Here is a 23204-nt window from a genome sequence, read left to right on the forward strand (position 1 = left end):
CGGAGCCTCAGCCCAGCTTGCTGACGTCGCGCACCGCGCCCTTGTCCGCGCTCGTCGCCATCGCGGCGTAGGCGCGCAGGGCCGCCGAGACCTTGCGGTCGCGGTTGGCCGGAGCGTACACGCCGTTCAGGGCCTCGCGGCGGGCGGCCAGTTCCTCGTCGGAGACCAGGAGCTCGATCGTGCGGTCCGGGATGTCGATCCGGATCCGGTCGCCGTCCTGGACCAGCGCGATGGTGCCGCCCGAGGCCGCCTCCGGGGACGCGTGGCCGATGGACAGGCCCGACGTGCCGCCGGAGAAACGGCCGTCCGTGACCAGGGCGCAGCTCTTCCCGAGGCCCCGGCCCTTGAGGTACGAGGTCGGGTAGAGCATCTCCTGCATGCCGGGGCCGCCCTTGGGACCCTCGTACCGGATGACGACGACGTCGCCCTCCTTGATCTCCTGGGTCAGGATCTTCTGGACGGCCTCCTCCTGCGACTCACAGACGACCGCGGGCCCCTCGAACGTCCAGATGGACGCGTCGACGCCCGCCGTCTTCACCACGCAGCCGTCCACGGCCAGGTTGCCCTTGAGGACGGCCAGACCGCCGTCCTTGGAGTACGCGTGCTCGGCGGAGCGGATGCACCCGCTCTCCGCGTCCTCGTCCAGCGACGCCCAGCGCTCGGACTGGGAGAAGGCCTCGGCCGAGCGCACACAGCCCGGGGCCGCGTGCCACAGCTCCACGGCCTCCTGCGAGGGCGAGCCGCCGCGGACGTCCCAGGTCTTGAGCCAGTCGGCCAGGGACGGGCTGTGGACGGCGTGGACGTCCTCGTTCAGCAGGCCCGCGCGGTGCAGTTCGCCGAGGAGGGCCGGGATGCCGCCGGCGCGGTGCACGTCCTCCATGTAGTACGTACGGTCCTTGGCGACGTTCGGGGCGACCTTCGCCAGGCACGGGACGCGGCGCGACACCTGGTCGATCTCCGCCAGCCCGAAGGGGACGCCCGCCTCCTGGGCCGCCGCCAGCAGGTGCAGGATCGTGTTGGTGGAGCCGCCCATCGCGATGTCGAGTGCCATCGCGTTCTCGAAGGCCGGGAAGGTGGCGATGGAGCGGGGCAGGACCGTCTCGTCGTCCTGCTCGTAGTAACGGCGGGTGAGATCCATGACCGTACGGGCCGCGTCCTCGTACAGCGCACGGCGGGCCGTGTGGGTGGCCAGCACCGAGCCGTTGCCGGGGAGGGAGAGGCCGATCGCCTCGGTCAGGCAGTTCATCGAGTTGGCCGTGAACATGCCGGAACAGGAGCCGCAGGTCGGGCAGGCGTTCTCCTCGATGCGGAGGATGTCCTCGTCCGAGATCTTGTCGTTCACGGCGTCGGAGATCGCGTCGACCAGGTCGAGTGTGCGGACCGTGCCGTCGACCAGGGTGGCGCGGCCGGACTCCATCGGCCCGCCGGAGACGAAGACCGTCGGGATGTTCAGGCGCAGGGCGGCCATCAGCATGCCCGGGGTGATCTTGTCGCAGTTGGAGATGCAGACCAGGGCGTCGGCGCAGTGCGCCTCGACCATGTACTCCACGCTGTCCGCGATCAGGTCGCGGGAGGGCAGGCTGTAGAGCATGCCGCCGTGCCCCATCGCGATGCCGTCGTCGACGGCGATCGTGTTGAACTCGCGGGGGATGCCGCCCGCCTCCGTGATCGCCTCGCTGACGATCCGGCCGACCGGCTGGAGGTGGGTGTGTCCCGGCACGAACTCCGTGAAGGAGTTGGCGACGGCGATGATCGGCTTCCGTCCGATGTCCGCACCGGGTACACCTGAGGCACGCATGAGGGCGCGGGCGCCCGCCATGTTGCGGCCGTGGGTGACTGTGCGGGACCTCAGCTCGGGCATCGTCGCTCGCTCCTTCGGAGAGTCATGACTTCCCTCGAGCCTACGCCGGTGCTCCAAGGACCGGACACAACTGTCCGGATCCCGGGACGCGGGTCTCGGTCGAACCGGTCCGCCCGGCCCTTCGCCCGGAGCGCGCCGGGCCCCCTTCAGGGGTTGGTCAGGTGCCCCTGCACCACGGGGGCCAGCCGCGCCACGAGCTGTTCCAGGTCCGCCGAGGCCAGCGGCTCCACCTTGACCACGTAGCGCAGCATCGCCACCCCGACGAGCTGGGCGGCTGCCAGCTCGGCGCGCAGTTCGGGCTCCGGCATGTCCAGCTGGCCGGCGACGCGGCGCAGCAGCTGCGTGGCCACCAGGCGGCGGAAGACGGCGGCCGCGGACTCGTTGTTCACGGCGGACCGGAGAATCGCCAGCAGCGGCGTACGGGTCGTGGGGTTCTCCCAGATGCCGAGGACGAACCGGGTCAGGCGCTCGCCGACGCCCTCCTCGGGCCCCTGGGCGATCGCGTCCGGCGCGCTCATCGCGGGGGCGAAGGCCACCTCGATGGCGGCCTCGAAGACCTGTTCCTTGGTGCCGAAGTAGTGGTGCACCAGCGCGGAGTCCACACCGGCGGCCTTGGCGATGCCGCGCACCGACGTCTTCTCGTAGCCGCGCTCGGAGAACTCCTCGCGGGCCGCCTCCAGGATGCTGTCGCGGGTGGCGGGGGCCGCCGCCGTCTCCGTACGGCTGGGCCGTCCCCGGCCGCGACGGACGGGACCCGTTCCGGTCGCCCTGGTCATGGGCACAGCATCCCACTCACCCGCGGGACACCTTCACGGCCGACGCGAGGTGCAGCCGGGTGAAGGCGAGGGCCTCCGCGAGGTCGGCCTCGCGCTCGGCACCCGACATGGCACGGCGGGTGTTGACCTCGATGACGACGTACCCGTCGAAGCCGGTGAGCGCGAGCCGCTCGAGCACCTCGGCGCAGGGCTGCACGCCGCGGCCGGGGACGAGGTGCTCGTCCTTGTTGGAGCCGTTGCCGTCGGCGAGGTGGACGTGGCCGAGGCGGTCGCCCATGCGGTCGAGCATCTGCAGGGCGTCCGTACGAGCCGTCGCGGTGTGGCTGAGATCTATCGTGAAATGGCGGTAGTCGTGGCGCGTGACGTCCCAGTCGGGGGCGTACGCGAGCATCTCGCGGTCCCGGTAGCGCCACGGGTACATGTTCTCGACGGCGAACCGCACATCCGTCTCGTCCGCCATGCGCCATACGCCGTCGACGAAGTCGCGGGCGTACTGACGCTGCCACCGGAAGGGCGGGTGGACCACGACGGTGCCGGCGCCGAGCTTCTCGGCGGCCGCGCGGGCCCGCTGCAGCTTGACCCAGGGATCGGTGGACCAGACGCGCTGGGTGATGAGCAGACAGGGGGCGTGGATGGCGAGAACGGGGACCCGGTGGTAGTCGCTGAGCCGGCGCAGCGCCTCGATGTCCTGGCTGACCGGATCGGTCCACACCATGACCTCGACCCCGTCGTAACCGAGGCGCGCTGCGATCTCGAAGGCCGTTGCCGTCGACTCCGGATAGACGGAGGCCGTCGACAGCGCGACCTTCGCATCCGGGATGCGCACCGCTGGTTCTGCCACGAGGGACAGGGTACGGGGCGCCGCATTGACATGGAGGGCGGGAAGCGGGGCGCGGGGTGTGGGAAGTGGCACAGCGGCCGGAAGTCGCCGCCGCCGCGCGGCCGGGCCGGTGCCCGCTCCGCCCGGGCCCTCGCGGCACCCGTGGACCGGGCTGCCGCACGGCGCGGGCGAGGGGGATGGCGGGATCTCCTCCGCCGTCACCACTCGCCTGCGCGCACCTAGGGCATGTGGTCGAGGCGCCGCAGGATGACGCCCTCGCGCAGCGCCCACGGGCATATTTCCAGGGTCTCCACCCCGAACAGGTCCATCGCGCCCTCGGCGACCAGCGCCCCGGCGAGGAGCTGGCCCGCACGGCCGTCGGAGACGCCCGGCAGAGTCGAGCGCTCCACGGCCGTCATCCCGGAGAGCCGCGGCACCCACGCCTCCAGGGACTGCCGTTTCAGATCGCGCTGCACGTACAGCCCCTCCGCGGACCGCGCCGCCCCGGCGATGCGGGCGAGCTGCCTGAAGGTCTTGGACGTGGCGACCACATGGTCGGGCGCCCCGAAACGGCTGAACTCGCCGACGGTGCGGGCGATCTGCGCGCGGACATGGCGGCGCAGCGCCTTCACGTCGGCCGGGTCCGGCGGATCGCCCGGCAGCCAGCCCGCGGTGAGCCGGCCGGCGCCGAGCGGCAGCGACACCGCGGCGTCGGGTTCCTCGTCGATGCCGTAGGCGATCTCCAGCGAGCCGCCGCCGATGTCCAGGACGAGCAGCTTGCCCGCCGACCAGCCGAACCAGCGGCGGGCCGCGAGGAAGGTCAGCCGTGCCTCCTCCGCGCCGGTCAGCACCTGGAGCTCGACGCCGGTGGCCTCCTTCACCCGGGCCAGGACGTCGTCCGCGTTGGTCGCCTCGCGCACCGCGGAGGTGGCGAACGGCAGCAGGTCCTCGACTCCCTTGTCCTCGGCCGCCTCGAGGGCGTCCCGTACGACGGCGATCAGCTTGTCGACCCCGTGGGCGCCGATGGCGCCGCTGCCGTCGAGGAGTTCGGCGAGCCGCAGCTCCGCCTTGTGCGAATGCGCGGGAAGCGGACGCGCGCCGGGGTGCGCATCCACCACCAGCAGATGCACCGTGTTCGAACCCACATCGAGGACACCGAGTCTCATGTACGGAACGCTACTGCCACGACGACGGTGCTCAGTCCCGGATGAGGTCCGGGGCCACTTACCCTGGATGCGTGCCAAAGACGAAAAAGGCGAAGTCCGACAAATCCTCCAAGGGGTCGAAGGATTCCTCGCAGGCGAAGGCGCCCGCGCCCAGGAAGGCCCCGAAGGCGAACGACGAGAAGGGGCTCGACTTCGCGCGCGCGTGGGTGGAGTTCCCGGATCCGGCCGACGACGAGCAGGTCTTCCGCTGCGATCTGACCTGGCTGACCTCGCGCTGGAGCTGCATCTTCGGAAGCGGCTGCCAGGGCATTCAGGCGGGCCGCGCGGACGACGGGTGCTGCACGCTGGGTGCGCACTTCTCGGACGAGGACGACGAGAAGCGGGTGGCCGGGCATGTGGCACGACTCACGCCGGAGATCTGGCAGAACCATGACGTGGGCATGGAGACCGGCTGGGTCGCGGAGGACGACGAGGGCTCCCGGCAGACCCGCCCCTACCAGGGCTCCTGCATCTTCCAGAACCGGCCCGGATTCCCGGGCGGCGCCGGCTGCTCGCTGCACATCCTGGCGCTGCGCGAGGGCCGCGAGCCGCTGGAGACCAAACCCGACGTCTGCTGGCAGCTGCCGATCCGGCGGACCTTCGACTGGATCGACCGGCCCGACGACACCCGGGTGCTGCAGGTGTCCATCGGTGAGTACGACCGCCGTGGCTGGGGGCCGGGCGGCCACGACCTGCACTGGTGGTGCACGTCGGCCACGTCGGCGCACGGCGCGGGCGAGCCGGTGTACGTCTCGTACCGGGCCGAGCTGACCGAGCTGATGGGCAAGGCGGGGTACGACCGCCTGGCGGAGCTGTGCGAGCAGCGCCTGGCCTCGCAGCTCCCGCTGGTGGCACCGCACCCCGCTGATCCGGCGCTCCCCTAGCCCGGCCCCCGCGCATCCGGCGCACTGGGCATCGGACCCCGCTGATCCGGCGGGCCGAGCTGCGGCTCGTCCCGCCCCTTCGCGTCCCGTTCGCCGCCGACCGTGGACCCGTGCCGGCCCGGATCGACGGGTGCCTACGGGGACGGGCTCGCGGTGAAGCTGTCGGTGAGCGTCGGGGTCGGCGACGGCGGGTCGGAGGGAGGCCCGCTCGTGGACGGCGGGTCGGTCGGAGTCGGGTCGCTGGGTGTGGGGTCCGGGTCGGCCGAGGGCGAACCGCTCGGCGCGGGGTCGGACGGACCGGACTGGTCAGGGGTGGGGTGCGGTTCGGTCGGGCGCACCGCCCCATATCCGTCGATGGTGACGACCGCGCCCGCGGGAGCCACCGCCACGCTCGCGTGCCAGGAGCCCGACGGTTCGCGGAGGTGGTCGACGTACACCCGCACCGTGAACGATTCTCCGGGTGCGAGCGTCCCCGAGGACTGGTTCATGTAGAGCCAGGAGGCCCGGGTGGACACCGACCAGTGGACCGGTCCGTCTCCCGACGCGGTGAGCGTGATGAGGGTCGTGGTGCCGTCGTTGCGGGCCACCACCCCCAGGTGTCCCGACCCCGGGTTCCCGGTCTTCACACCGATGACCTCGACGGAGACGTCAGGCGAGCGGCCGTCCTTGCCGAAGTGCCCGCCGGGCTTCGCACTGGCGTTGCCCGCGTTCTCGTAGCCGCCGGCGCCGTCGCCGCCGAGCGTCTCGGAGCCGTGCGCCTCGCGTGCGGTGGCGCTGGGTCCCTCGGCGCTGTCGCCGGCCAGGGGACCTCGGTAGGCGGCCCACAGGGCGAGGACCGGGGCCGCGATCACGGCGGCGACCACCGTCGTGGTGACGGCACGCGCGCGCAGACGGTCCCTGCGGGCTGCGTGGTCCTTCGGGTCCACCGGGAAACCCCGGCGGTCGAAGCGGGGGACGCCGCCACGGGTGGGTGCGGCATGCGCCATCGCGCTCTGCAGAACCTTGCGGGGCACCTTGAGAACGGGGAGTTCGGCGGGAGTGACGCTGGTGCCGGGCCAGCTGCCGGGAACCGCGCGCTCCGCGGCACGGCGGCACCGGGGGCAGTCGTCGACGTGCCGGACGAGCTCGCGGCGCAGTGTGGCGCTCAGGACCAGCTGGTGGTCGCCGGTGAGACGGGCGGCGCTCGGGCACACGCCGGTCTCCACGACGGCGAGGGCGGCGCGGGTGCGCTCGACCTCACAGGCGGCGGAGGCGAGGAGCTCACGGGCGGCGGCGGGCTCCATGCCCAGCACCGCGGCGACCTCGGAGGCGGAGAGCTGGTGGCGCACCGCGAGCTCGAGCGCCTCGCGCTGCTCGGGGGTGGTGCCGGCGGCCTCCGGCCAGGCGAGCCGGGCGAGCTCCCGGCGGCGCTCCTCCTGGGTCTCCTCGGAGAGGGGCACGGCGGCGGCCGCCTCGGCGGCGCGCCGGTCGGCGGCTTCCTTGTGCGCGCGGGGGCCCCGGTCCCGCCCGGCGGCATGGCCGCCGGGTTGACGGCGGCGCCTGGCCTCGGCGAGCCGGCGCAGACAGGACCAGCGGGCGAGGGCGTACAGCCAGGCGCGGCGGCCGCCGGGGGCCTGTGAGCCGCGCGAGCCACGGCGCTCGGCGAGCACCAGGGCGTCCGCCAGGGCTGCGGTCGCCTCGTCGTGGTCGCACAGCACGGACAGGCAGTAGGTGAAGAGACCGTCCAGGTAGGGGTCGTACCTCGTGGGCGGCTGCTGCGCCGTGGTGCTGAGGTGCGCGCCACGAGGCACCCTGCCCCGATTGCGCGCGTTCCTTCGCGCCGGGTGTGCGCCGCTGGCGTGTGGGGACGTCTCCGGCCTGCTGCTCATCACCTGTGCGACCGTAGGCGCCCATCCATGGCGCCTTCTGCCCCCTTGCGGACTTTTACTCCGTACGGGTGAAACGATCCCTCATAAGGGGGGCGGGAACGGCGCACTCCCTGGCCGGCCCGGGCGCGCCGTCGGCCGCGGCGGCGCAGGGACGGACGTGACGCGCGCGGCCCGCGCGCCCTCGGGGGCGCTCCTCCTGCCCGGGCGTGTGCCCCCGTGTCAGTGGGCCCCGCTACGGTTTCGTCCATGGCTGCCCGTACGAAGATCACCAAGGACCGGCCGTCCTACCGCTGCACCGAGTGCGGCTGGCAGACGGCCAAATGGCTCGGCCGCTGCCCCGAGTGCCAGGCCTGGGGGACGATCGAGGAGTACGGCGCGCCCGCGGTGCGGACCACGGCGCCGGGCCGGGTGACGAGTTCCGCCCTGCCCATCGGGCAGGTCGACGGACGCCAGGCCACCGCCCGCTCCACCGGCGTCGCCGAGCTGGACCGCGTCCTCGGCGGCGGGCTGGTCCCCGGCGCGGTGGTGCTGCTCGCCGGGGAACCCGGCGTCGGCAAGTCGACGCTCCTGCTGGACGTCGCGGCCAAGGCGGCGAGTGACGAGCACCGCACGCTGTATGTGACGGGCGAGGAGTCGGCGAGCCAGGTGCGGCTGCGCGCCGACCGCATCGGGGCCATCGACGATCATCTCTACCTCGCCGCGGAGACCGATCTCGCGGCCGTCCTGGGCCACTTGGACGCGGTCAAGCCCTCACTCCTCGTCCTCGACTCCGTGCAGACCGTCGCCTCCCCCGAGATCGACGGTGCGCCCGGCGGCATGGCCCAGGTGCGGGAGGTCGCCGGGGCACTCATCCGCGCCTCCAAGGAGCGCGGCATGTCCACCCTCCTCGTGGGCCATGTCACCAAGGACGGCGCGATCGCGGGCCCGCGCCTGCTCGAGCACCTCGTGGACGTCGTCCTGCACTTCGAGGGCGACCGGCACGCGCGCCTGCGTCTGGTACGCGGGGTCAAGAACCGCTACGGCGCGACGGACGAGGTCGGCTGCTTCGAGCTGCACGACGAGGGCATCACGGGTCTCGCCGACCCGAGCGGCCTGTTCCTGACCCGCCGTGCCGAGCCGGTGCCCGGCACCTGCCTGACCGTGACCCTGGAGGGCCGCCGTCCCCTGGTGGCCGAGGTCCAGGCGCTCACCGTGGACTCGCAGATCCCCTCCCCCCGCCGCACCACGTCGGGGCTGGAGACCTCGCGGGTCTCGATGATGCTCGCCGTCCTGGAGCAGCGCGGCCGGATCAGCGCCCTGGGCAAACGGGACATCTACTCCGCGACCGTCGGCGGAGTGAAGCTGTCGGAGCCGGCCGCCGACCTGGCGGTCGCGCTGGCGCTGGCGAGCGCCGCGAGCGACACCCCGCTCCCGAAGAACCTGGTGGCGATCGGCGAAGTGGGGCTCGCGGGCGAGGTCAGAAGGGTCACGGGTGTTCAGCGCCGGCTGGCCGAGGCGCACCGTCTGGGCTTCACGCACGCGCTCGTACCGACCGACCCGGGCAAGGTCCCGTCCGGGATGAAGGTGCTGGAAGTGGCGGACATAGGGGACGCCCTGCGGGTCCTCCCACGCTCCCGTCGCCGAGAGGCCCCACGGGACGACGAGGACCGCCGGTAGACTTTGCCCTGGTCTTGCCCGTCCGTACGAACCGACTGTGCGACACGGGAGCGCCCAAGAACCTGCGACCGGAGGAGTGCAGTGGCAGCCAACGACCGGGCAGCAGCTCCCGGAAAGTACGGTGGGAGTTCCGGCGCCGATGGCCTGATGCGCGCCTCATTGAGCGCCGTGGCACCCGGCACGCCCCTGCGCGACGGCCTCGAGCGCGTCCTGCGCGGCAACACCGGCGGTCTCATCGTGCTCGGCTCCGACAAGACCGTCGAGACGATGTGCACGGGTGGTTTCGTCCTGGATGTCGAGTTCACGGCAACGCGGCTGCGTGAGCTCTGCAAGCTGGACGGCGCCCTCGTTCTCTCTTCGGACCTGTCGAAGATCCTGCGGGCCGGCGTGCAGCTGGTCCCGGACCCCACGATCCCGACGGAGGAGACGGGCACACGTCACCGGACGGCGGATCGGGTGAGCAAGCAGGTCGGTTTCCCGGTGGTCTCCGTCTCGCAGTCGATGCGCCTGATCGCGCTGTACGTCGACGGACAGCGCCGGGTCCTGGAGGACTCCGCGGCGATCCTGTCCCGCGCCAACCAGGCCCTGGCCACCCTGGAGCGGTACAAGCTCCGCCTGGACGAGGTGGCGGGCACGCTCTCCGCGCTGGAGATCGAGGACCTGGTGACGGTCCGGGACGTCTCGGCGGTGTCCCAGCGACTCGAGATGGTCCGCCGCATTGCCACCGAAATCGCGGAATACGTGGTCGAACTGGGCACGGACGGTCGTCTGCTCGCCCTGCAGCTGGACGAGTTGATCGCGGGCGTGGAGCCCGAGCGGGAACTGGTGGTACGCGACTACGTGCCCGAGCCGACCGCGAAGCGCTCCCGCACGGTCGACGAGGCCCTGTCCGAACTGGATGCGCTGAGCCACCTCGAGCTCCTCGAACTTCCCACGGTAGCCCGCGCCTTGGGCTACACCGGCTCCCCTGAGAACCTCGACTCGGCGGTGTCCCCGCGCGGCTTCCGGCTGCTGGCGAAGGTTCCCCGGCTGCCCGGCGCCATCATCGACCGCCTGGTCGACCACTTCGGCGGCCTGCAGAAGCTGCTCGCGGCCAGCGTGGACGACCTCCAGACGGTGGACGGCGTCGGCGAGGCCCGGGCCCGCAGCGTGCGGGAAGGGCTGTCGCGCCTCGCGGAGTCCTCCATCCTCGAACGCTACGTCTAGCCGTCGGCCGTACCGAGCGCGGAAAATCCCGTAGAGGGATGCCTCTCCTCGCGTCTACGTTCGAGGGATGAGCATCCGCACCTTCCGCATCACGGTCCGTGGCGTCTTCGACGGCCTCGACGACGGACAGCGCGCCGAGCTACTGGCCCGGGCCGCGGAGCACGACGTGCTGCGCGCGGCCTTCACCCCGGAGGGCCATCTCAGCTACGACCTCGCCGCCCGCACCACGTTCACCTTCCGCTTCCTGGACTCCGGTGAGGCCGAGGAGGACATCCTGGAGGCCACGGAACGCGCCGAGGAGGCCGCGAAGGCCTGGCTCGACGACCACGGCTACGGCTACAAGAACCTCCGCTCCAAGGCCGAGGACCTCTCCCAGGCGCCGCTCGGCAAGCGCCGGCGCCGGGCGATCGCGGAGTCGTCCTCCTGACCGGCTCAGTCCTGCGACAGCACGAACGACGTCTGGACCTTCGGGAAGCCGGGGGCCTGCACCTCGACCAGGTAGGTACCCGCCGACGCCGAACCAGCCGGAGGAGTCGCGCAGTTGGGCGCGCTCTGCTTGCGGTCCCACTTCACCGTGTAGGTGGCCTCGCTGTTGGCCGGCACGCGGAACAGCAGGCTTCCGGAGCCGCTCGGGCAGTCGGACGAGGACCAGATGTCGTCGTCGCTGCCCGTCTGCGTGATCGTCAACACCGCGGTCTTGGGCCCGAGATCGACCTTGCAGTCGCCACCGGACGAATTCTTGGCGGTCAGCTCGAACGTAGGCGTGTCTCCGGGGGCGTACGAGTTGTGCACGGACTTCAGCGTCAACGTCACCGCGCCTGACGTGCAGTTGGGCAGCGAGGACCCAGCACCGGCCGACAGCTGACCGCCGGAGGACCCGCCGTCGCCACCGCCGGAGGCCCCGCCGTCCGCGCCACCTGAGCCGCTGCCCGTGTCACCGGACCCGCCGGACCCCGACGATCCGGGCGAAGACCCCGAACCGCCGCCGCTCGACTCGTCGCGCCCGCCCGGGTGTTGGCTGATCGCAGGCCCGGTGCCCGACGGACCCGGAGTGATCGAGGAGGTGGGGTGCTTGCCGTTCGAGCCGTCGGCGCCGTTCTTCCCGCCACCGCCGCCGGTGGCGGTCACCACCCACGCGATCAGCAGCGCCAACAGGGCGACCATGGACAGCAGTACGGCCCTCCGTCGCCAGTAGATGGAGGAGGGAAGCGGCCCGACCGGATTGCGCAGAGATCCCACGGCGCAAACTGTACGAGAGAACTGCGCCGTGCCTTGCCCCACCCGCCGCTCTGGGCCCGGTTTTTCCGGATCATCATCACAGATCGGGTGCCGTTCACGAGGGGTTGGGAGCTGTTCGGTTTCGGATGTGCAGGAGTGTGCGTGAGTGTGCACTGGTTCGTGGTGTTGCAGCGCGCGCACGACGCTGGCGGGCACTGAATGTCAGTGTCGGCCGGTAGCGTTCTTCCTGTTGCTGATCAAGCGTTGTGGAGGGGGCACATCGATGCGAGGTGAGTCGCTGCGCACGATCGCTGCCCCCTTCGTGGCCCTCGGCCCGGCCGGCGTGGCGATCCGCACCCGCATCAAGGACCTCACGCCGGACGATGACACGGTGTTACGTCTGGTCGGCGCGCATCTGGGGTCGCTGGCCTCGAAGGATCTCAAACGCCGGTGCGCCGAGGGCCTGGAGCACTCCACGGATACATGGGCGGGGCGCAAGCGGGCCCTGACCGACACGTCGTCCTCGCGGTGGGCCGGTTCGATCACGAAGGCCAGCCACGATCAGTGGGCGCTGTCCAGGCGTGCCCAACTCGCGCACATCCACAGCCTTGAGGCCGGTATCAAGACGATCACCAGCCGGTTGTCGCTGCCGGTGGGTGAGAAGGGCTCGAAGCGGGCGCCGGGCGGATACCGCACCCGGCAGGAGTGGTTCCAAAAGTCCCGGCGACTGCGTCTGCTGAAGGACCGGCTGGAGCGGGAGCGGGCCGATCACGACAGGGGACGGGTGCGGGTGGTGCGAGGCGGCAAACGCCTGCTCAACACCCGACACCACCTCGACGCGGCGCAGCTCACCGAGCACGCATGGCGCCGGCGGTGGGAAGCGGAGCGCTGGTTCCTCCAGGCGGACGGCGAGTCAGGCAAGCGGTTCGGGAACGAGACGATCCGCGTCACCCCGGACGGCGAAATCTCCCTCAAGCTCCCCGCCCCGCTCGCCCACCTGGCGAACGCCCCACACGGCCGGTACGTCCTCGCCGCAACCGCGGTCTTCCACCACCGCAGCGAGGAATGGGCCGACCGCATCACCACGAACCGGGCCGTGGCCTACCGCATCCACTACGACGTGCAGCGCGGGCGCTGGTACCTCACCGCGTCCTGGACCATCCCACCGGTCACAACCGTCCCCCTGTCCCACGCCCGCGCAGGCGGTCTAATCAGTGTCGATACGAATGCCGACCACCTCGCCGCCTGGCGGCTCGATCAGCACGGCAATCCGGTCGGCGAACCGCGCCGGTTCTTCTACGACCTGTCCGGCACCGCGGACCATCGTGACGCCCAGGTACGGCATGCGCTGATCCGGCTCCTGCACTGGGCGAAACGCCACAGCCTGTCGATCGCGGTCGAAGACCTCGACTTCAGCGCGGAGAAGACCCGGGAGAAGCACGGGCGCCAGAAGCGGTTTCGGCAGGTGATCTCCGGCATGCCCGTATCCAGGCTGCGGGCCCGGCTCGTCAGCATGGCGGCCGAACTCGGCATCACCATCATCGCCGTCGACCCCGCCTACACCAGCAGGTGGGGCGCCCAGCACTGGCAAAAACCCCTCACCCACACGACCAGGAAAACCAGCCGTCACGATGCCGCGGGCATCGCGATCGGCAGGCGCGCCCTGGGGCACCGCATCCGGCGACGGACGGCACCGCCCCCACACGACCAGAGCGATCGTATGGGGCATCGGACCGCCCAGGCCGCACACGGCACCCCAGGGCGTGAGGAATCCCGCCCCCGCATCCCCGGACCACGGACACGATCCGTGTCGCCGGACGCGGCGCGAACGCGGGAGACCAGTGCATCCACCACCGTTCGGGATGCGCCAGTTGACCAGGATTGGGTACAAGACTCACTCCTGCTCACTGACTAGGAACGGTTGAGGACCTGCGGCGAGCACCGTGCGCCCGGCTCGTACGACAGATGGCGTGGACCCATCGACGAGAGCCCGCGGCGCGAGCAGGACCCGCCCGGTGGCGAACCCCCATGCGCACCGGCCCGGTGGAGCCCTCGGCGGGAACCATGGCATCGCCCTGGGCTCCGGAGCGCCGAGCGGTCGGAGCCTGCTCAAGGGGAATCCGTCGACCGGTCGAGGTCTGCTCGGCGGGCAGCCGTCGAACGAAGCGCCGGAGCGCTGGGATACCGGGATCCCACCAGCCGTCCGCGGCGCCGCGGCGGCGCGGACACGGACACGGACAAGGCGGGGGCTCGGCAGCCGCATCGGCCGGCGCACATCCTGCGATGTCCGCTCCACCGAGCCGCCTTCACGCGGGACGGAATCCGGCCGGACCGGATGGGACAGGACCGCGGCCGTCCGCCCGCCCCCGTTCCCCTCCTCCAGACAGGCGACCGCCGAACGCTCCCCGGCAGACGGCCGGACGGCGGACGCCGGCGCTCCGTCCGCCGTGGTCCGCGCCCTGCCCGCCCGGGCTCCGGCGCACCGCCCGTCCGGATGCCGCCCGGACCGACACACCACTCCGACCCGAGCCGGTCCCCCACCCTGTGCCCTCTCACATGGCAGGATCGAACGCGTCATGACTGCACCCACCACCCCCACTCGCACCTCCGTCCAGAGCGACGGCACCTCCGACGCCCCCACCGGGCAGGCCCCGGGCACGGCATTGCACGGCCTGGTCATCGCCTGGTTCGACGAGCACGCCCGCGATCTCCCCTGGCGGCGCCCGGAGGCCGGTCCGTGGGGCGTGATGGTCAGTGAGTTCATGCTGCAGCAGACGCCGGTCAACCGCGTCCTGCCCGTCTACGAGCAGTGGCTCGCCCGCTGGCCGCGCCCGGCCGACCTGGCCAAGGAGCCCCCCGGCGAGGCCGTCCGCGCCTGGGGCCGCCTGGGCTACCCGCGCCGCGCACTGCGTCTGCACGGCGCCGCCGTGGCCATAACGGAGCGGCACGGCGGCGACGTACCCACCGAGCACGCCCAGCTGCTGGCGCTGCCCGGTATCGGCGAGTACACGGCCGCGGCCGTGGCCTCCTTCGCGTACGGCCAGCGGCACCCGGTCCTGGACACCAATGTGCGCCGGGTCCTGGCCCGTGCGGTCACCGGTGTGCAGTACCCGCCGAACGCCACCACCGCCGCCGAGCGCAAGCTCGCCCGTGAGCTGCTGCCCGCGGACGAGCGCACGGCGTCGCGCTGGGCCGCCGCCTCCATGGAGCTGGGCGCGCTCATCTGCACCGCGAAGAACGAGTCCTGTCACCGCTGCCCGATCGCCGCCCTGTGCGCCTGGCAGTCGGCCGGGAAGCCGGAGCACGAGGGCCCGCCACGGCGCGGTCAGACGTACGCGGGCACGGACCGTCAGGTGCGTGGCCGGCTGCTGGCCGTGCTGCGGGAGGCCATGACCCCGGTTCCCCAGTCGGTGCTCGACCGGGTCTGGGAAGAGCCGGTGCAACGCGCCCGAGCCTTGGACGGCCTGGTCTCCGACGGCCTGGTGGAACCCCTGCCCGGCGGCCTCTACCGCCTCCCGCTCTCCTGACCCCGCCGGAGTCCGGACGCGTGCCACCGGCCGCGCCCGGACGCCGGCGCACACATCCGGCGCTCAGCCGTCGCACAGCCCGCGGCTCGCCGTGTCACAGCCATCGCGGTGTCCGTCATGAAGTTCTCCGTCCACCTACCGGACAAATCACCTCACATCCACCCCAACTCCCTTCCCCCGTTACCCCGTTCCTACATCCGTTACACAACCGACGGACAGCCGAGGGCTCTCCGCAGGCTGCCTCAGACAACCCCGTGACAACTCCTCAGTAGCTTCATGTCCGTACCGCGGAAGACCGCGGCACACGACCTGCACAGGCTTTGGAGAACCGGCACCCGGCTGCGGGACGCAGCCCGAGGAGAGGTCGGAAACGGGGAACGGAGGCGGTTGGAATGGCGCAGGGCGAGGTGCTCGAGTTCGAGGAGTATGTCCGCACCCGACAGGACGCGCTGCTGCGCAGCGCCCGCCGGCTGGTGCCGGACCCGACCGACGCCCAGGACCTGCTGCAGACGGCGCTGGTGCGCACCTACGGCCGCTGGGACGGTATCGCGGACAAGCGGCTGGCGGACGCCTACCTCCGCCGCGTGATGATCAACACGCGCACCGAGTGGTGGCGGGCCCGCAGGCTCGAGGAGGTCCCCACCGAACAGCTTCCGGAGGCACCCGTCGAGGACACCACCGAGCAGCACGCGGACCGCGCCCTGCTGATGGACGTGCTGAATGTTCTCGCTCCGAAGCAGCGCAGTGTCGTCGTCCTGCGACACTGGGAACAGATGTCCACGGAGGAGACGGCCGCCGCCCTCGGCATGTCGGCCGGTACGGTCAAGAGCACGCTGCACCGGGCGCTCGCCCGGCTCCGGGAGGAGCTGGAGGCCCGCGACCTGGACGCACGTGCGCTGGAGCGTGAGGAGCAGGAGCGTTGCGCGGCCTAGGCACGAGGGCCTTGAGGCCCATCGGAGCCCTCAAGGCGGCGACCGCGGCGATGACCGCGATCGCCGCCCTCGGGCTTCTCCTCTCCGCCTGCGCCACCGGCGGCACCGGAGCACGGGACGAGGGCCCGGCGCGCAGCGACTCGGTGGTCCCGGGCCCCGCCGCGAAGCCCTCGGCCTCGCCGACCACCGCAGAGCCCACACGGCTGGACGTGGTGCAACTCGTGAAGGACGATCCCCGGGTCGCGAGGGCGGTCAAGGAGGATCTGAAGCCCTGCGTGGCCGACGAGTACCCGGTCGACGTGTCCTACGGCAATCTGACCCACGGGACGTTCAGCGACATCGTGGTCAACGTGATGACCTGCCATGACGCCGTCGGCATGGGGTCGTACGTGTACCAGATGAAGAACCACAGGTACCAGAATGTGTTCAAGGCGGAGGAACCCCCGGTCTACGCGGAGATAGACCGCGGCGACCTGGTGGTGACCCAGCAGATGTACGAGAAGGGCGACCCGGTGTCATACCCCTCCATCGAGGAAGTGATCACCTACAACTGGCGGACGAACCACTTCACCGAGGTGTCCCGGACGCACAACGAATACAGCAACGCGGTGGGCAACGGCGGCTCGGCCGCCCCGACCAAAAACTGAGAGCACCGGATGGCAGAGCAGACCCACGTCCTGTTCGTCGAGGACGACGATGTCATCCGCGAGGCCACCCAGCTCGCGCTGGAGCGGGACGGCTTCGCGGTCACGGCCATGCCCGACGGCCTGTCGGGCCTCGAGGCGTTCCGCGCCCGCCGTCCCGACATCGCCCTGCTGGACGTGATGGTCCCCGGCCTGGACGGGGTCAGTCTGTGCCGCCGTATCCGTGACGAGTCGACCGTGCCGGTGATCATGGTGTCCGCGCGAGCGGACTCCATCGACGTCGTACTGGGCCTGGAGGCGGGCGCCGACGACTACGTGACCAAGCCGTTCGACGGTGCCGTACTGGTCGCCCGCATCCGCGCGGTGCTGCGCCGCTTCGGGCACGCGAGCGGCGCCGACCGGGCAGCCGAGGACACCTCGACGGCGGACGGCGGTGTGCTCGCCTTCGGCGACCTGGAGATCGACACCGACGGTATGGAGGTCCGGCGCTCGGGTCAGACGGTGGCGCTCACCCCGACCGAGATGCGGCTGCTGCTGGAGTTCTCCTCGGCGCCCGGCAGCGTGCTGTCGCGCGACAAGCTGCTGGAACGCGTGTGGGACTACGGCTGGGGCGGGGACACCCGGGTCGTCGACGTCCATGTGCAGCGACTGCGCACCAAGATCGGCCAGGACCGGATCGAGACGGTCCGCGGCTTCGGCTACAAGTTGAAGGCCTGAGCGGGAGTATGCGCCGGTTCCTTCGACGCTTGATCCCGGACGACGCCATACGCACGGGCCTGCGCTGGAAGCTCAGCGCGGCCATCGCCCTGGTCGGCGCGATGGTCGCGATCGCGCTGAGCCTCGTCGTGCACAACGCGGCGAGCGTCTCGATGCTCAACAACTCGCGCGACCTCGCGGACGAGCGGATCCAGGTGGCCCAGCGCATGTACGAGTCGGGGCGCACCCTGGCCTTCGGGGTCAAGGTCGACGACCCGACCATCCCGCAGGACCTGCTGGACAAGGTCGCGGAGGGCCGGCGGGCCACCTATGTGTCGGAGGGCGCGCACGGCGTGCCGGACATCTGGGCCGCCCTGCCGCTCAAGAACGGCCGGGTGCTGTCCCTGCACACCCGGTTCACGGACCGCGGCGCCGAGGTGATGAAGGACCTCGACCAGGCGCTGCTCATCGGTTCGATCGCGGTCGTGCTGGGCGGGTCGGCGCTCGGGGTCCTCATCGGCGGCCAGCTCTCGGGGCGGCTGCGCAAGGCGGCGGCCGCGGCGAACCGGGTCGCGGCCGGCGACGCCCACGTCCGGGTACGGGAGGCGATCGGCGGGGTCGTGCGCGACGAGACCGACGATCTGGCACGCGCGGTGGACGCGATGGCGGACGCGCTGCAACAGCGTCTGGAGGCGGAGCGCCGGGTGACCGCGGACATCGCCCACGAGCTGCGCACCCCCGTCACGGGCCTGCTCACCGCGGCGGAGCTCCTTCCGCCCGGCCGCCCCACCGAACTCGTGCTGGACCGCGCCAAGGCCATGCGGACGCTGGTGGAGGACGTCCTGGAGGTCGCCCGCCTGGACGGCGCGTCCGAGCGCGCCGAACTGCAGGACATCATGCTCGGTGAGTTCGTCAGCCGGCGGGTGGCCGCGAGGGATCCCGACACCAAGGTCCGGGTGATCCACGAGTCGGAGGTCACCACCGACCCGCGCCGGCTGGAACGCGTGCTGTTCAACCTGCTGGCGAACGCCGCGCGGCACGGCAAACCGCCGATCGAGGTGTCGGTCGAGGGCCGGGTGATCCGGGTCCGGGACCACGGTCCCGGCTTCCCGGAGGAGCTGCTGTCGGACGGCCCGCAGCGGTTCCGCACGGGCCGCTCCGACCGCTCGGGCGTCGGCCACGGCCTGGGACTGACGATCGCGGCGGGCCAGGCGCGCGTGCTGGGCGCGCGCCTGACGTTCCGCAACATCCGCCCCGGCGGGGCACCGGAGGAGGTACCAGCCGAAGGTGCGGTCGCCGTGCTGTGGCTGCCCGAGCACGCACCGACGAACACCGGGAGCTTCCCGATCCTGCCGCTCTCCGGCGGCTGAGCCGCGCGAACCCGCGCGGACCCGCCGCCGGAGGGATCGCAGAGCGTCTCTGATTGGCTTAGCGAGCCTGAGCGTTGCTCAGCCTTGGGAGCCCAATCGCCTTCGTGCCCTGGTACTGAACGACAGAAGCCGCCAGCCCGCGTGGCACGTCCCTCCGGACGCTGGTCGACCGGGCCGCAAGACCCGACCGAGGAGGGTGCCCGACGTCGCCTGGGCGCCGGGCGTGCGCGTAGCACTCTGCCACAGGTTCACTACGGCTCGCTAATCCAACTGGTGAGCCTAGGAGGCCCACTCCTTGTCGAGGTCCAGGCCGCCGTCCTCCCGGCGCTGGGTGAAGGAGAACCAGTTCCCGGAGTCGTCCCGGAAGAGCGCCTCGGTGCCGTACGGGCGCTCCTGGGGCTCCTGGAGGAACTCCACCCCGCGGTCCTTGAGCTTCTTGTAGTCCCCGTGGATGTCGTCGGTGGCCAGCACACCGGCGCCCAGGGCGCCCTTGGCCACGAGCTTCTTCATCATCTCGGCGGACTCGGGATCCATCGCGGGCGGCCCCGGCACCATGAGCGTCAGCTCGACATCGGGCTGGTCGGGGGCACCGACGGTGAGCCAGCGCATTCCGCCCTCCCCCATGGTCATGTCCGTACGGACCTCGAGGCCGAGCTTCTGTGTGTAGAACTCCTTGGCCCGGTCCTGGTCGAGGACCCAGACGGTCGTGATGGCAAGGCCTTTGATCATGGTCGTTCTCCCGGATGCGCGGGGGTTGCTTGCGCTGCCACGGTAGGCAGCACGGGTCTCAGGGCGCTTCTCCGGAATTGCGGTCCTGCGCGGCGGACCCGGGGCGGAAGCCACCGGCCCAGAGCATCGCGTAGCACCCGGGGATGAGCGCGGCCCCGCGACCGACGTGCTTGGTCCGGTATTCGCTGGGGGTCAGGCCGGTCCAGGCCTTGAACCGGGCGGAGAACGTGCCGACGCTGCTGAATCCCACGAGGTGGCAGATCTCGGTCACGGTGAGGTTCGCGGTGCGCAGGAGGTCCTCGGCCCGCTCGATCCGCCGGTGGGTCAGGTACTGGCCGGGTGTCTCGCCGTAGGCCGCCTTGAAGGCCCGTATGAAGTGGTAGCGCGAGTACCCGGCATGTGCGGCGACGGCGTCGAGATCGAGGTCCGGGTCGGCCCAGTCCCGGTCCATCGCGTCCTTGGCGAGCCGCAGCTGCCGCATCTTGTCCACGGTTTCGATGCTGCCACGGAGCCCTGACAACGCGCCTCGACGCGCACAGGGGAAGGCCCCCGGGGCGGACGACACCGGGGGCCTTCAGGAGCCGAGAATCGCGCTGGTCAGACGGCCTCTGCAACCGTCGGCTGCGCGTCCACGGCGTCCCCTGCCGTGGTCTCGGCCTGCTTGTTCGGCCCCGCACCGCGCAGCGGGACCTCCTTCACGAACACCGCGGCCAGCAGCGCCACCACGGCCACCACCGAACCCAGCAGGAACGCGGAGTGCGTACCCGTCGACACCGCGTACTGGTAGGCCTCACGGGCCGCCGCCGGCAGCTTCTCCAGGCTCTTGGCGTCCAGCTGCGCGGACTGCTCGGTGATCTTCGACCCGAGGGCGCCGGCCCGCTCGGCCATCACGTGCTGCACCCGGTTGTTGAAGAGGGCGCCCATGATCGCGACACCGAAGGAGGAGCCGAGGGTCCGGGCAAGGGTGGTGGTCGACGAGGCCACACCCATGTCCCGCATCTCGACGCTGTTCTGCGCCACCAGCATGGTGATCTGCATCAGGCAGCCCATGCCGGCGCCCAGGACGGCCATGTAGACGCCCGAGGTGAACCGGCTCGTCCCGGTGTCCATCTGGGAGAGCAGGAACAGACCCGTGATCATCAGCGCGCTGCCGGCCACCGGGAAGATCTTGTAGCGCCCGCTGTTGGTGGTCACCCGTCCGGCGATCATCGACACGACGAGCATCGCGCCCAGCATCGGCAGGAGCAGCAGACCGGAGTTGGTGGCGGACGCGCCCTGCACCGACTGCTGGTACAGCGGCAGGAACAGCACCGCACCGAACATCACGAAACCGGTGATGAAGCCGATCACCGACATCAGCGAGAAGTTGCGGCTGCGGAAGATGTGCAGCGGCACGACCGGCGCGGCGGCCTTGGTCTGCCAGAACACGAATCCGATGAGCGCCGCGACGCCGATCCCGATCAGCTCCATGATCCGCGCGGAGGTCCACGCGTACTCGGTGCCGCCCCAGGTGGTGACCAGCACGATCGAGGTGATGCCGACGGTCAGCAGCAGGGCGCCGAGGTAGTCGATCCGCGTCTTGGAGCGCTTCCTGGGCAGGTGCAGTACGACACTGATGGCGGCCAGGGAGACGACGCCGAGCGGCAGGTTGATGTAGAACGCCCAGCGCCAGCCCCAGTGGTCGGTGATGGTGCCGCCGATCAGCGGGCCGCCGATCATCGCGAGCGCCATGACGCCGGCCATCATGCCCTGGTACTTGCCGCGCTCTCGCGGCGGGATGAGATCGCCGATGATGGCCATGACGCCGACCATCAGGCCACCGGCGCCGAGGCCCTGGATGGCACGGAAGCCGATGAGCTGGCCCATGTCTTGCGCCATGCCGCTGAGCGCCGATCCGATCAGGAAGATCACGATCGAGGACATGAAGGAGCCCTTGCGCCCGTACATGTCGCCGAGCTTGCCCCACAGGGGGGTGGAGGCGGCGGTCGCGAGCGTGTACGCGGTCACCACCCACGACAGGTGCTGAAGCCCACCGAGCTCGCCCACGATCGTCGGCATCGCGGTGCCCACGATCATGTTGTCGAGCATGGCGAGCATCATGGTGACCATGAGAGCGAGCAGGACGACCCGCACGCTCCGTGGTTGTTTCCCGGTTTCCGCCGGTGCCGCGTTGTCCGCCATGCTCCCACTCCCCTGGTACCGCGTGCCGCTCGGGCACTTACTTGCCGACCGGCTAGTTGACTACACTAAGGGAAGGTAGTCCCGTAACTAGCCGGGCGTCAAGTAAGTTTCGGCGCGCCTGCCGGTCGGGCAGGCAAGTCGGTATCGGAAGTGCGAGGAGTACGGCGATGGGCGGCACCACCATGGAGGGCACCAAGCGGCAGCGGCGCGGGGACACGCGCCAGCGCATCCAGGACGTGGCGCTCGAACTCTTTGCCGAGCAGGGCTACGAGAAGACCTCGCTGCGGGAGATCGCCGAGCAGCTGGACGTCACCAAGGCTGCGCTCTACTACCACTTCAAGACCAAGGAAGAGATCCTGGTCAGCATCTTCGAGGACCTCTCCCGGCCGATGGACGAGCTGATCGAGTGGGCCAAGGCGCAGCCGCACAGCCTGCGGACCAAGGAGGAGGTGCTGCGCCGCTACAGCGAGGCGCTGGCCGGCGCGGCCCCGCTCTTCCGCTTCATGCAGGAGAACCAGGCCGCCATCCGGGAACTGAGCATCGGCAACCAGTTCAAGGACCGCATGCTGCAGATGCGCGACATCATCAGGGACCCGGACGCGTCACTGACCGACCAGGTCCGCTGCATCAGCGCGCTCTTCACGATGCACGCGGGGATGTTCGTCCTCCAGGAGGTCGAGGGCGATCCCGAGGACAAGCGCAAGGCGGTCCTCGAGGTGGCCATAGACCTCGTCACGCAGGCTCATTCGGGCACGCAGGCCCAGTAGCGGCGGCTCAGAGCGACACGCCCTGGGACCGCAGGAAGGCGACGGGGTCGACGGCGGACCCGTAGTCGGGGCTCGTACGGATCTCGAAGTGCAGATGCGGCCCGCTGGAGTTCCCGGTGTTGCCGGAGAGCGCGATGTGCTGCCCGGTGCCGACCGCCTGGCCGACCCTGACGTCGACCCGGGAGAGGTGGGCGTACTGGGAGTACATGCCGTTCGCATGCTTGACGACGACGGCCTTGCCGTACGCGGGTCCGTCGCCCGCGCCGTAGCCGCCGGCCTTGACGACCGTGCCGCCGTGCGCGGCGACGACGTCCGTCCCGCTCGGGACCGCGAAGTCCTGACCGCTGTGGGTGGAGTTCCACATGCCGCCGGACTGGTTGAAGCTCGCGGAGAGCGTGTAGTGGCCGACCGGGCCCACCCAGGAGGGCGGCTTCGCCGGCGCCTTGCGCGCGGGAGCCTTCGGCTTCGCCTCGGCGGGCTTGGCGGGCGCCTTCGCCTGGACAGGAACCTTCGCGGCGACGGCCTCGGTGGGGGCCTTGTCCTCGGTGGCACCGGTGGCGGCCGCGACCCCGACTCCCAGCACGGCCGAGGCGCCCACACCGGCGGCCAGAGCGGCGACGCGGGTGCGGAATCGGAACGTACGGGTCAGAAGAGACAGGGTGCGCTTCGACATGCGGAACCTCGGAGGTCGGGGACTTGACCATCTCTTGGTAACCGCTGGGTCGACTGACGCCAAAATTCACGATCTACGGTGATAGTTCGTAATCAGTGCGGATGATTCAGAACACTTGACACCAGACATCGATATCGGGCAAACATCTGACAAGGTGCGCTTCGGGCCCTCACCTCGGTTCGGAGAAGGAA

At 71.0% G+C, this 23204-nt stretch carries 21 protein-coding genes; 11 read left to right on the plus strand and 10 right to left on the minus strand.

Annotation, left to right across the window (positions count from 1 at the left end; translation table 11 throughout):
• Positions 1–7: 7 nt before the first annotated feature.
• The 4 genes from ilvD to ACQEXA_RS25520 form a co-directional block, all read right to left on the minus strand.
• On the minus strand, positions 8–1861 hold the full coding sequence (ilvD, locus tag ACQEXA_RS25505) for a dihydroxy-acid dehydratase (protein WP_359394858.1): 1854 nt from the start codon (positions 1859–1861) through the stop codon (positions 8–10).
• A gap of 146 nt (positions 1862–2007) precedes the next feature.
• The gene (locus ACQEXA_RS25510; protein WP_359394857.1) at positions 2008–2637 is read right to left on the minus strand and encodes a TetR/AcrR family transcriptional regulator; all 630 of its coding nucleotides are present in this window, start codon (positions 2635–2637) and stop codon (positions 2008–2010) included.
• A 16-nt stretch (positions 2638–2653) separates the two neighbouring features.
• Positions 2654–3478 (minus strand): sugar phosphate isomerase/epimerase family protein, encoded by an 825-nt coding sequence (locus tag ACQEXA_RS25515; RefSeq protein WP_359394854.1) that lies wholly within the window; start codon positions 3476–3478, stop codon positions 2654–2656.
• A gap of 218 nt (positions 3479–3696) precedes the next feature.
• Positions 3697–4623 (minus strand): Ppx/GppA phosphatase family protein, encoded by a 927-nt coding sequence (locus tag ACQEXA_RS25520; protein WP_359394852.1) that lies wholly within the window; start codon positions 4621–4623, stop codon positions 3697–3699.
• Between the two features lie 71 nt (positions 4624–4694).
• Between ACQEXA_RS25520 and ACQEXA_RS25525 the strand changes: the two genes are divergently transcribed.
• Positions 4695–5546 carry a hypothetical protein gene (locus ACQEXA_RS25525; protein WP_432931014.1) on the plus strand — a complete coding sequence of 284 codons (852 nt, stop codon included), beginning with the start codon at positions 4695–4697 and terminating at the stop codon, positions 5544–5546.
• A 134-nt stretch (positions 5547–5680) separates the two neighbouring features.
• On the opposite strand, the gene ACQEXA_RS25530 is transcribed toward ACQEXA_RS25525, so the two are convergent.
• Positions 5681–7417: a BACON domain-containing protein gene (locus ACQEXA_RS25530; protein ID WP_433131113.1), complete on the minus strand. Its 1737-nt coding sequence runs from the start codon at positions 7415–7417 to the stop codon at positions 5681–5683.
• A gap of 243 nt (positions 7418–7660) precedes the next feature.
• Here ACQEXA_RS25530 and radA point away from each other — a divergent pair, with 243 nt between their 5' ends.
• The 3 genes from radA (at position 7661) to ACQEXA_RS25545 (ending at position 10703) form a co-directional block, all read left to right on the plus strand.
• Positions 7661–9070, plus strand: a complete 1410-nt coding sequence (radA, locus tag ACQEXA_RS25535; protein ID WP_432931010.1) for a DNA repair protein RadA — start codon at positions 7661–7663, stop codon at positions 9068–9070.
• Between the two features lie 81 nt (positions 9071–9151).
• A complete protein-coding gene (disA, locus tag ACQEXA_RS25540) occupies positions 9152–10276 on the plus strand; it encodes a DNA integrity scanning diadenylate cyclase DisA (RefSeq protein WP_359394842.1) in 1125 nt (374 codons plus the stop codon).
• Positions 10277–10343: 67 nt separating this feature from the next.
• Entirely contained in the window at positions 10344–10703 is a 360-nt protein-coding gene (locus tag ACQEXA_RS25545; RefSeq protein ID WP_432931008.1) for a DUF6204 family protein, read from the plus strand.
• A gap of 5 nt (positions 10704–10708) precedes the next feature.
• Here ACQEXA_RS25545 and ACQEXA_RS25550 read toward each other — a convergent pair whose 3' ends face one another.
• Positions 10709–11515 carry a hypothetical protein gene (locus tag ACQEXA_RS25550; protein WP_432931006.1) on the minus strand — a complete coding sequence of 269 codons (807 nt, stop codon included), beginning with the start codon at positions 11513–11515 and terminating at the stop codon, positions 10709–10711.
• A 262-nt stretch (positions 11516–11777) separates the two neighbouring features.
• On the opposite strand from ACQEXA_RS25550, the gene ACQEXA_RS25555 reads away from it, so the two are divergent.
• The 6 genes from ACQEXA_RS25555 (at position 11778) to cseC (ending at position 18663) form a co-directional block, all read left to right on the plus strand.
• Positions 11778–13409, plus strand: coding sequence for an IS200/IS605 family accessory protein TnpB-related protein (locus ACQEXA_RS25555; protein ID WP_433131115.1), 1632 nt, complete (start codon positions 11778–11780; stop codon positions 13407–13409).
• Positions 13410–14070: 661 nt separating this feature from the next.
• Positions 14071–15021: an A/G-specific adenine glycosylase gene (locus ACQEXA_RS25560; RefSeq protein WP_432931004.1), complete on the plus strand. Its 951-nt coding sequence runs from the start codon at positions 14071–14073 to the stop codon at positions 15019–15021.
• A gap of 392 nt (positions 15022–15413) precedes the next feature.
• Entirely contained in the window at positions 15414–15953 is a 540-nt protein-coding gene (locus ACQEXA_RS25565) for a SigE family RNA polymerase sigma factor (RefSeq protein WP_432931002.1), read from the plus strand.
• A complete protein-coding gene (locus tag ACQEXA_RS25570) occupies positions 15941–16600 on the plus strand; it encodes a hypothetical protein (RefSeq protein ID WP_432931000.1) in 660 nt (219 codons plus the stop codon). The genes ACQEXA_RS25565 and ACQEXA_RS25570 overlap by 13 nt, the downstream gene beginning before the upstream one ends.
• 9 nt (positions 16601–16609) lie before the next feature.
• The gene (gene cseB, locus ACQEXA_RS25575; RefSeq protein WP_432930998.1) at positions 16610–17314 is read left to right on the plus strand and encodes a two-component system response regulator CseB; all 705 of its coding nucleotides are present in this window, start codon (positions 16610–16612) and stop codon (positions 17312–17314) included.
• A gap of 8 nt (positions 17315–17322) precedes the next feature.
• Positions 17323–18663 carry a two-component system sensor histidine kinase CseC gene (cseC, locus tag ACQEXA_RS25580; RefSeq protein WP_432930996.1) on the plus strand — a complete coding sequence of 447 codons (1341 nt, stop codon included), beginning with the start codon at positions 17323–17325 and terminating at the stop codon, positions 18661–18663.
• A 279-nt stretch (positions 18664–18942) separates the two neighbouring features.
• Here the strand turns inward: cseC and ACQEXA_RS25585 are convergent, their stop codons facing one another.
• The 3 genes from ACQEXA_RS25585 to ACQEXA_RS25595 all read right to left on the minus strand — a co-directional run bounded on the left by ACQEXA_RS25585 (position 18943) and on the right by ACQEXA_RS25595 (position 21573).
• The gene (locus ACQEXA_RS25585; protein ID WP_359394822.1) at positions 18943–19392 is read right to left on the minus strand and encodes a VOC family protein; all 450 of its coding nucleotides are present in this window, start codon (positions 19390–19392) and stop codon (positions 18943–18945) included.
• A gap of 58 nt (positions 19393–19450) precedes the next feature.
• Complete coding sequence (locus ACQEXA_RS25590; protein WP_359394895.1) at positions 19451–19873, minus strand: helix-turn-helix transcriptional regulator; 423 nt, start codon at positions 19871–19873, stop codon at positions 19451–19453.
• A 116-nt stretch (positions 19874–19989) separates the two neighbouring features.
• Entirely contained in the window at positions 19990–21573 is a 1584-nt protein-coding gene (locus ACQEXA_RS25595) for an MDR family MFS transporter (protein ID WP_432930994.1), read from the minus strand.
• Between the two features lie 167 nt (positions 21574–21740).
• On the opposite strand from ACQEXA_RS25595, the gene ACQEXA_RS25600 reads away from it, so the two are divergent.
• Entirely contained in the window at positions 21741–22340 is a 600-nt protein-coding gene (locus tag ACQEXA_RS25600; protein WP_433131117.1) for a TetR/AcrR family transcriptional regulator, read from the plus strand.
• Between the two features lie 7 nt (positions 22341–22347).
• On the opposite strand, the gene ACQEXA_RS25605 is transcribed toward ACQEXA_RS25600, so the two are convergent.
• Positions 22348–23013: a M23 family metallopeptidase gene (locus ACQEXA_RS25605; RefSeq protein WP_433131119.1), complete on the minus strand. Its 666-nt coding sequence runs from the start codon at positions 23011–23013 to the stop codon at positions 22348–22350.
• Between the last annotated feature and the right edge of the window lie 191 nt (positions 23014–23204).

The organism is Streptomyces sp. CA-106110 (assembly GCF_050936285.1).
Taxonomy (GTDB): domain Bacteria; phylum Actinomycetota; class Actinomycetes; order Streptomycetales; family Streptomycetaceae; genus Streptomyces.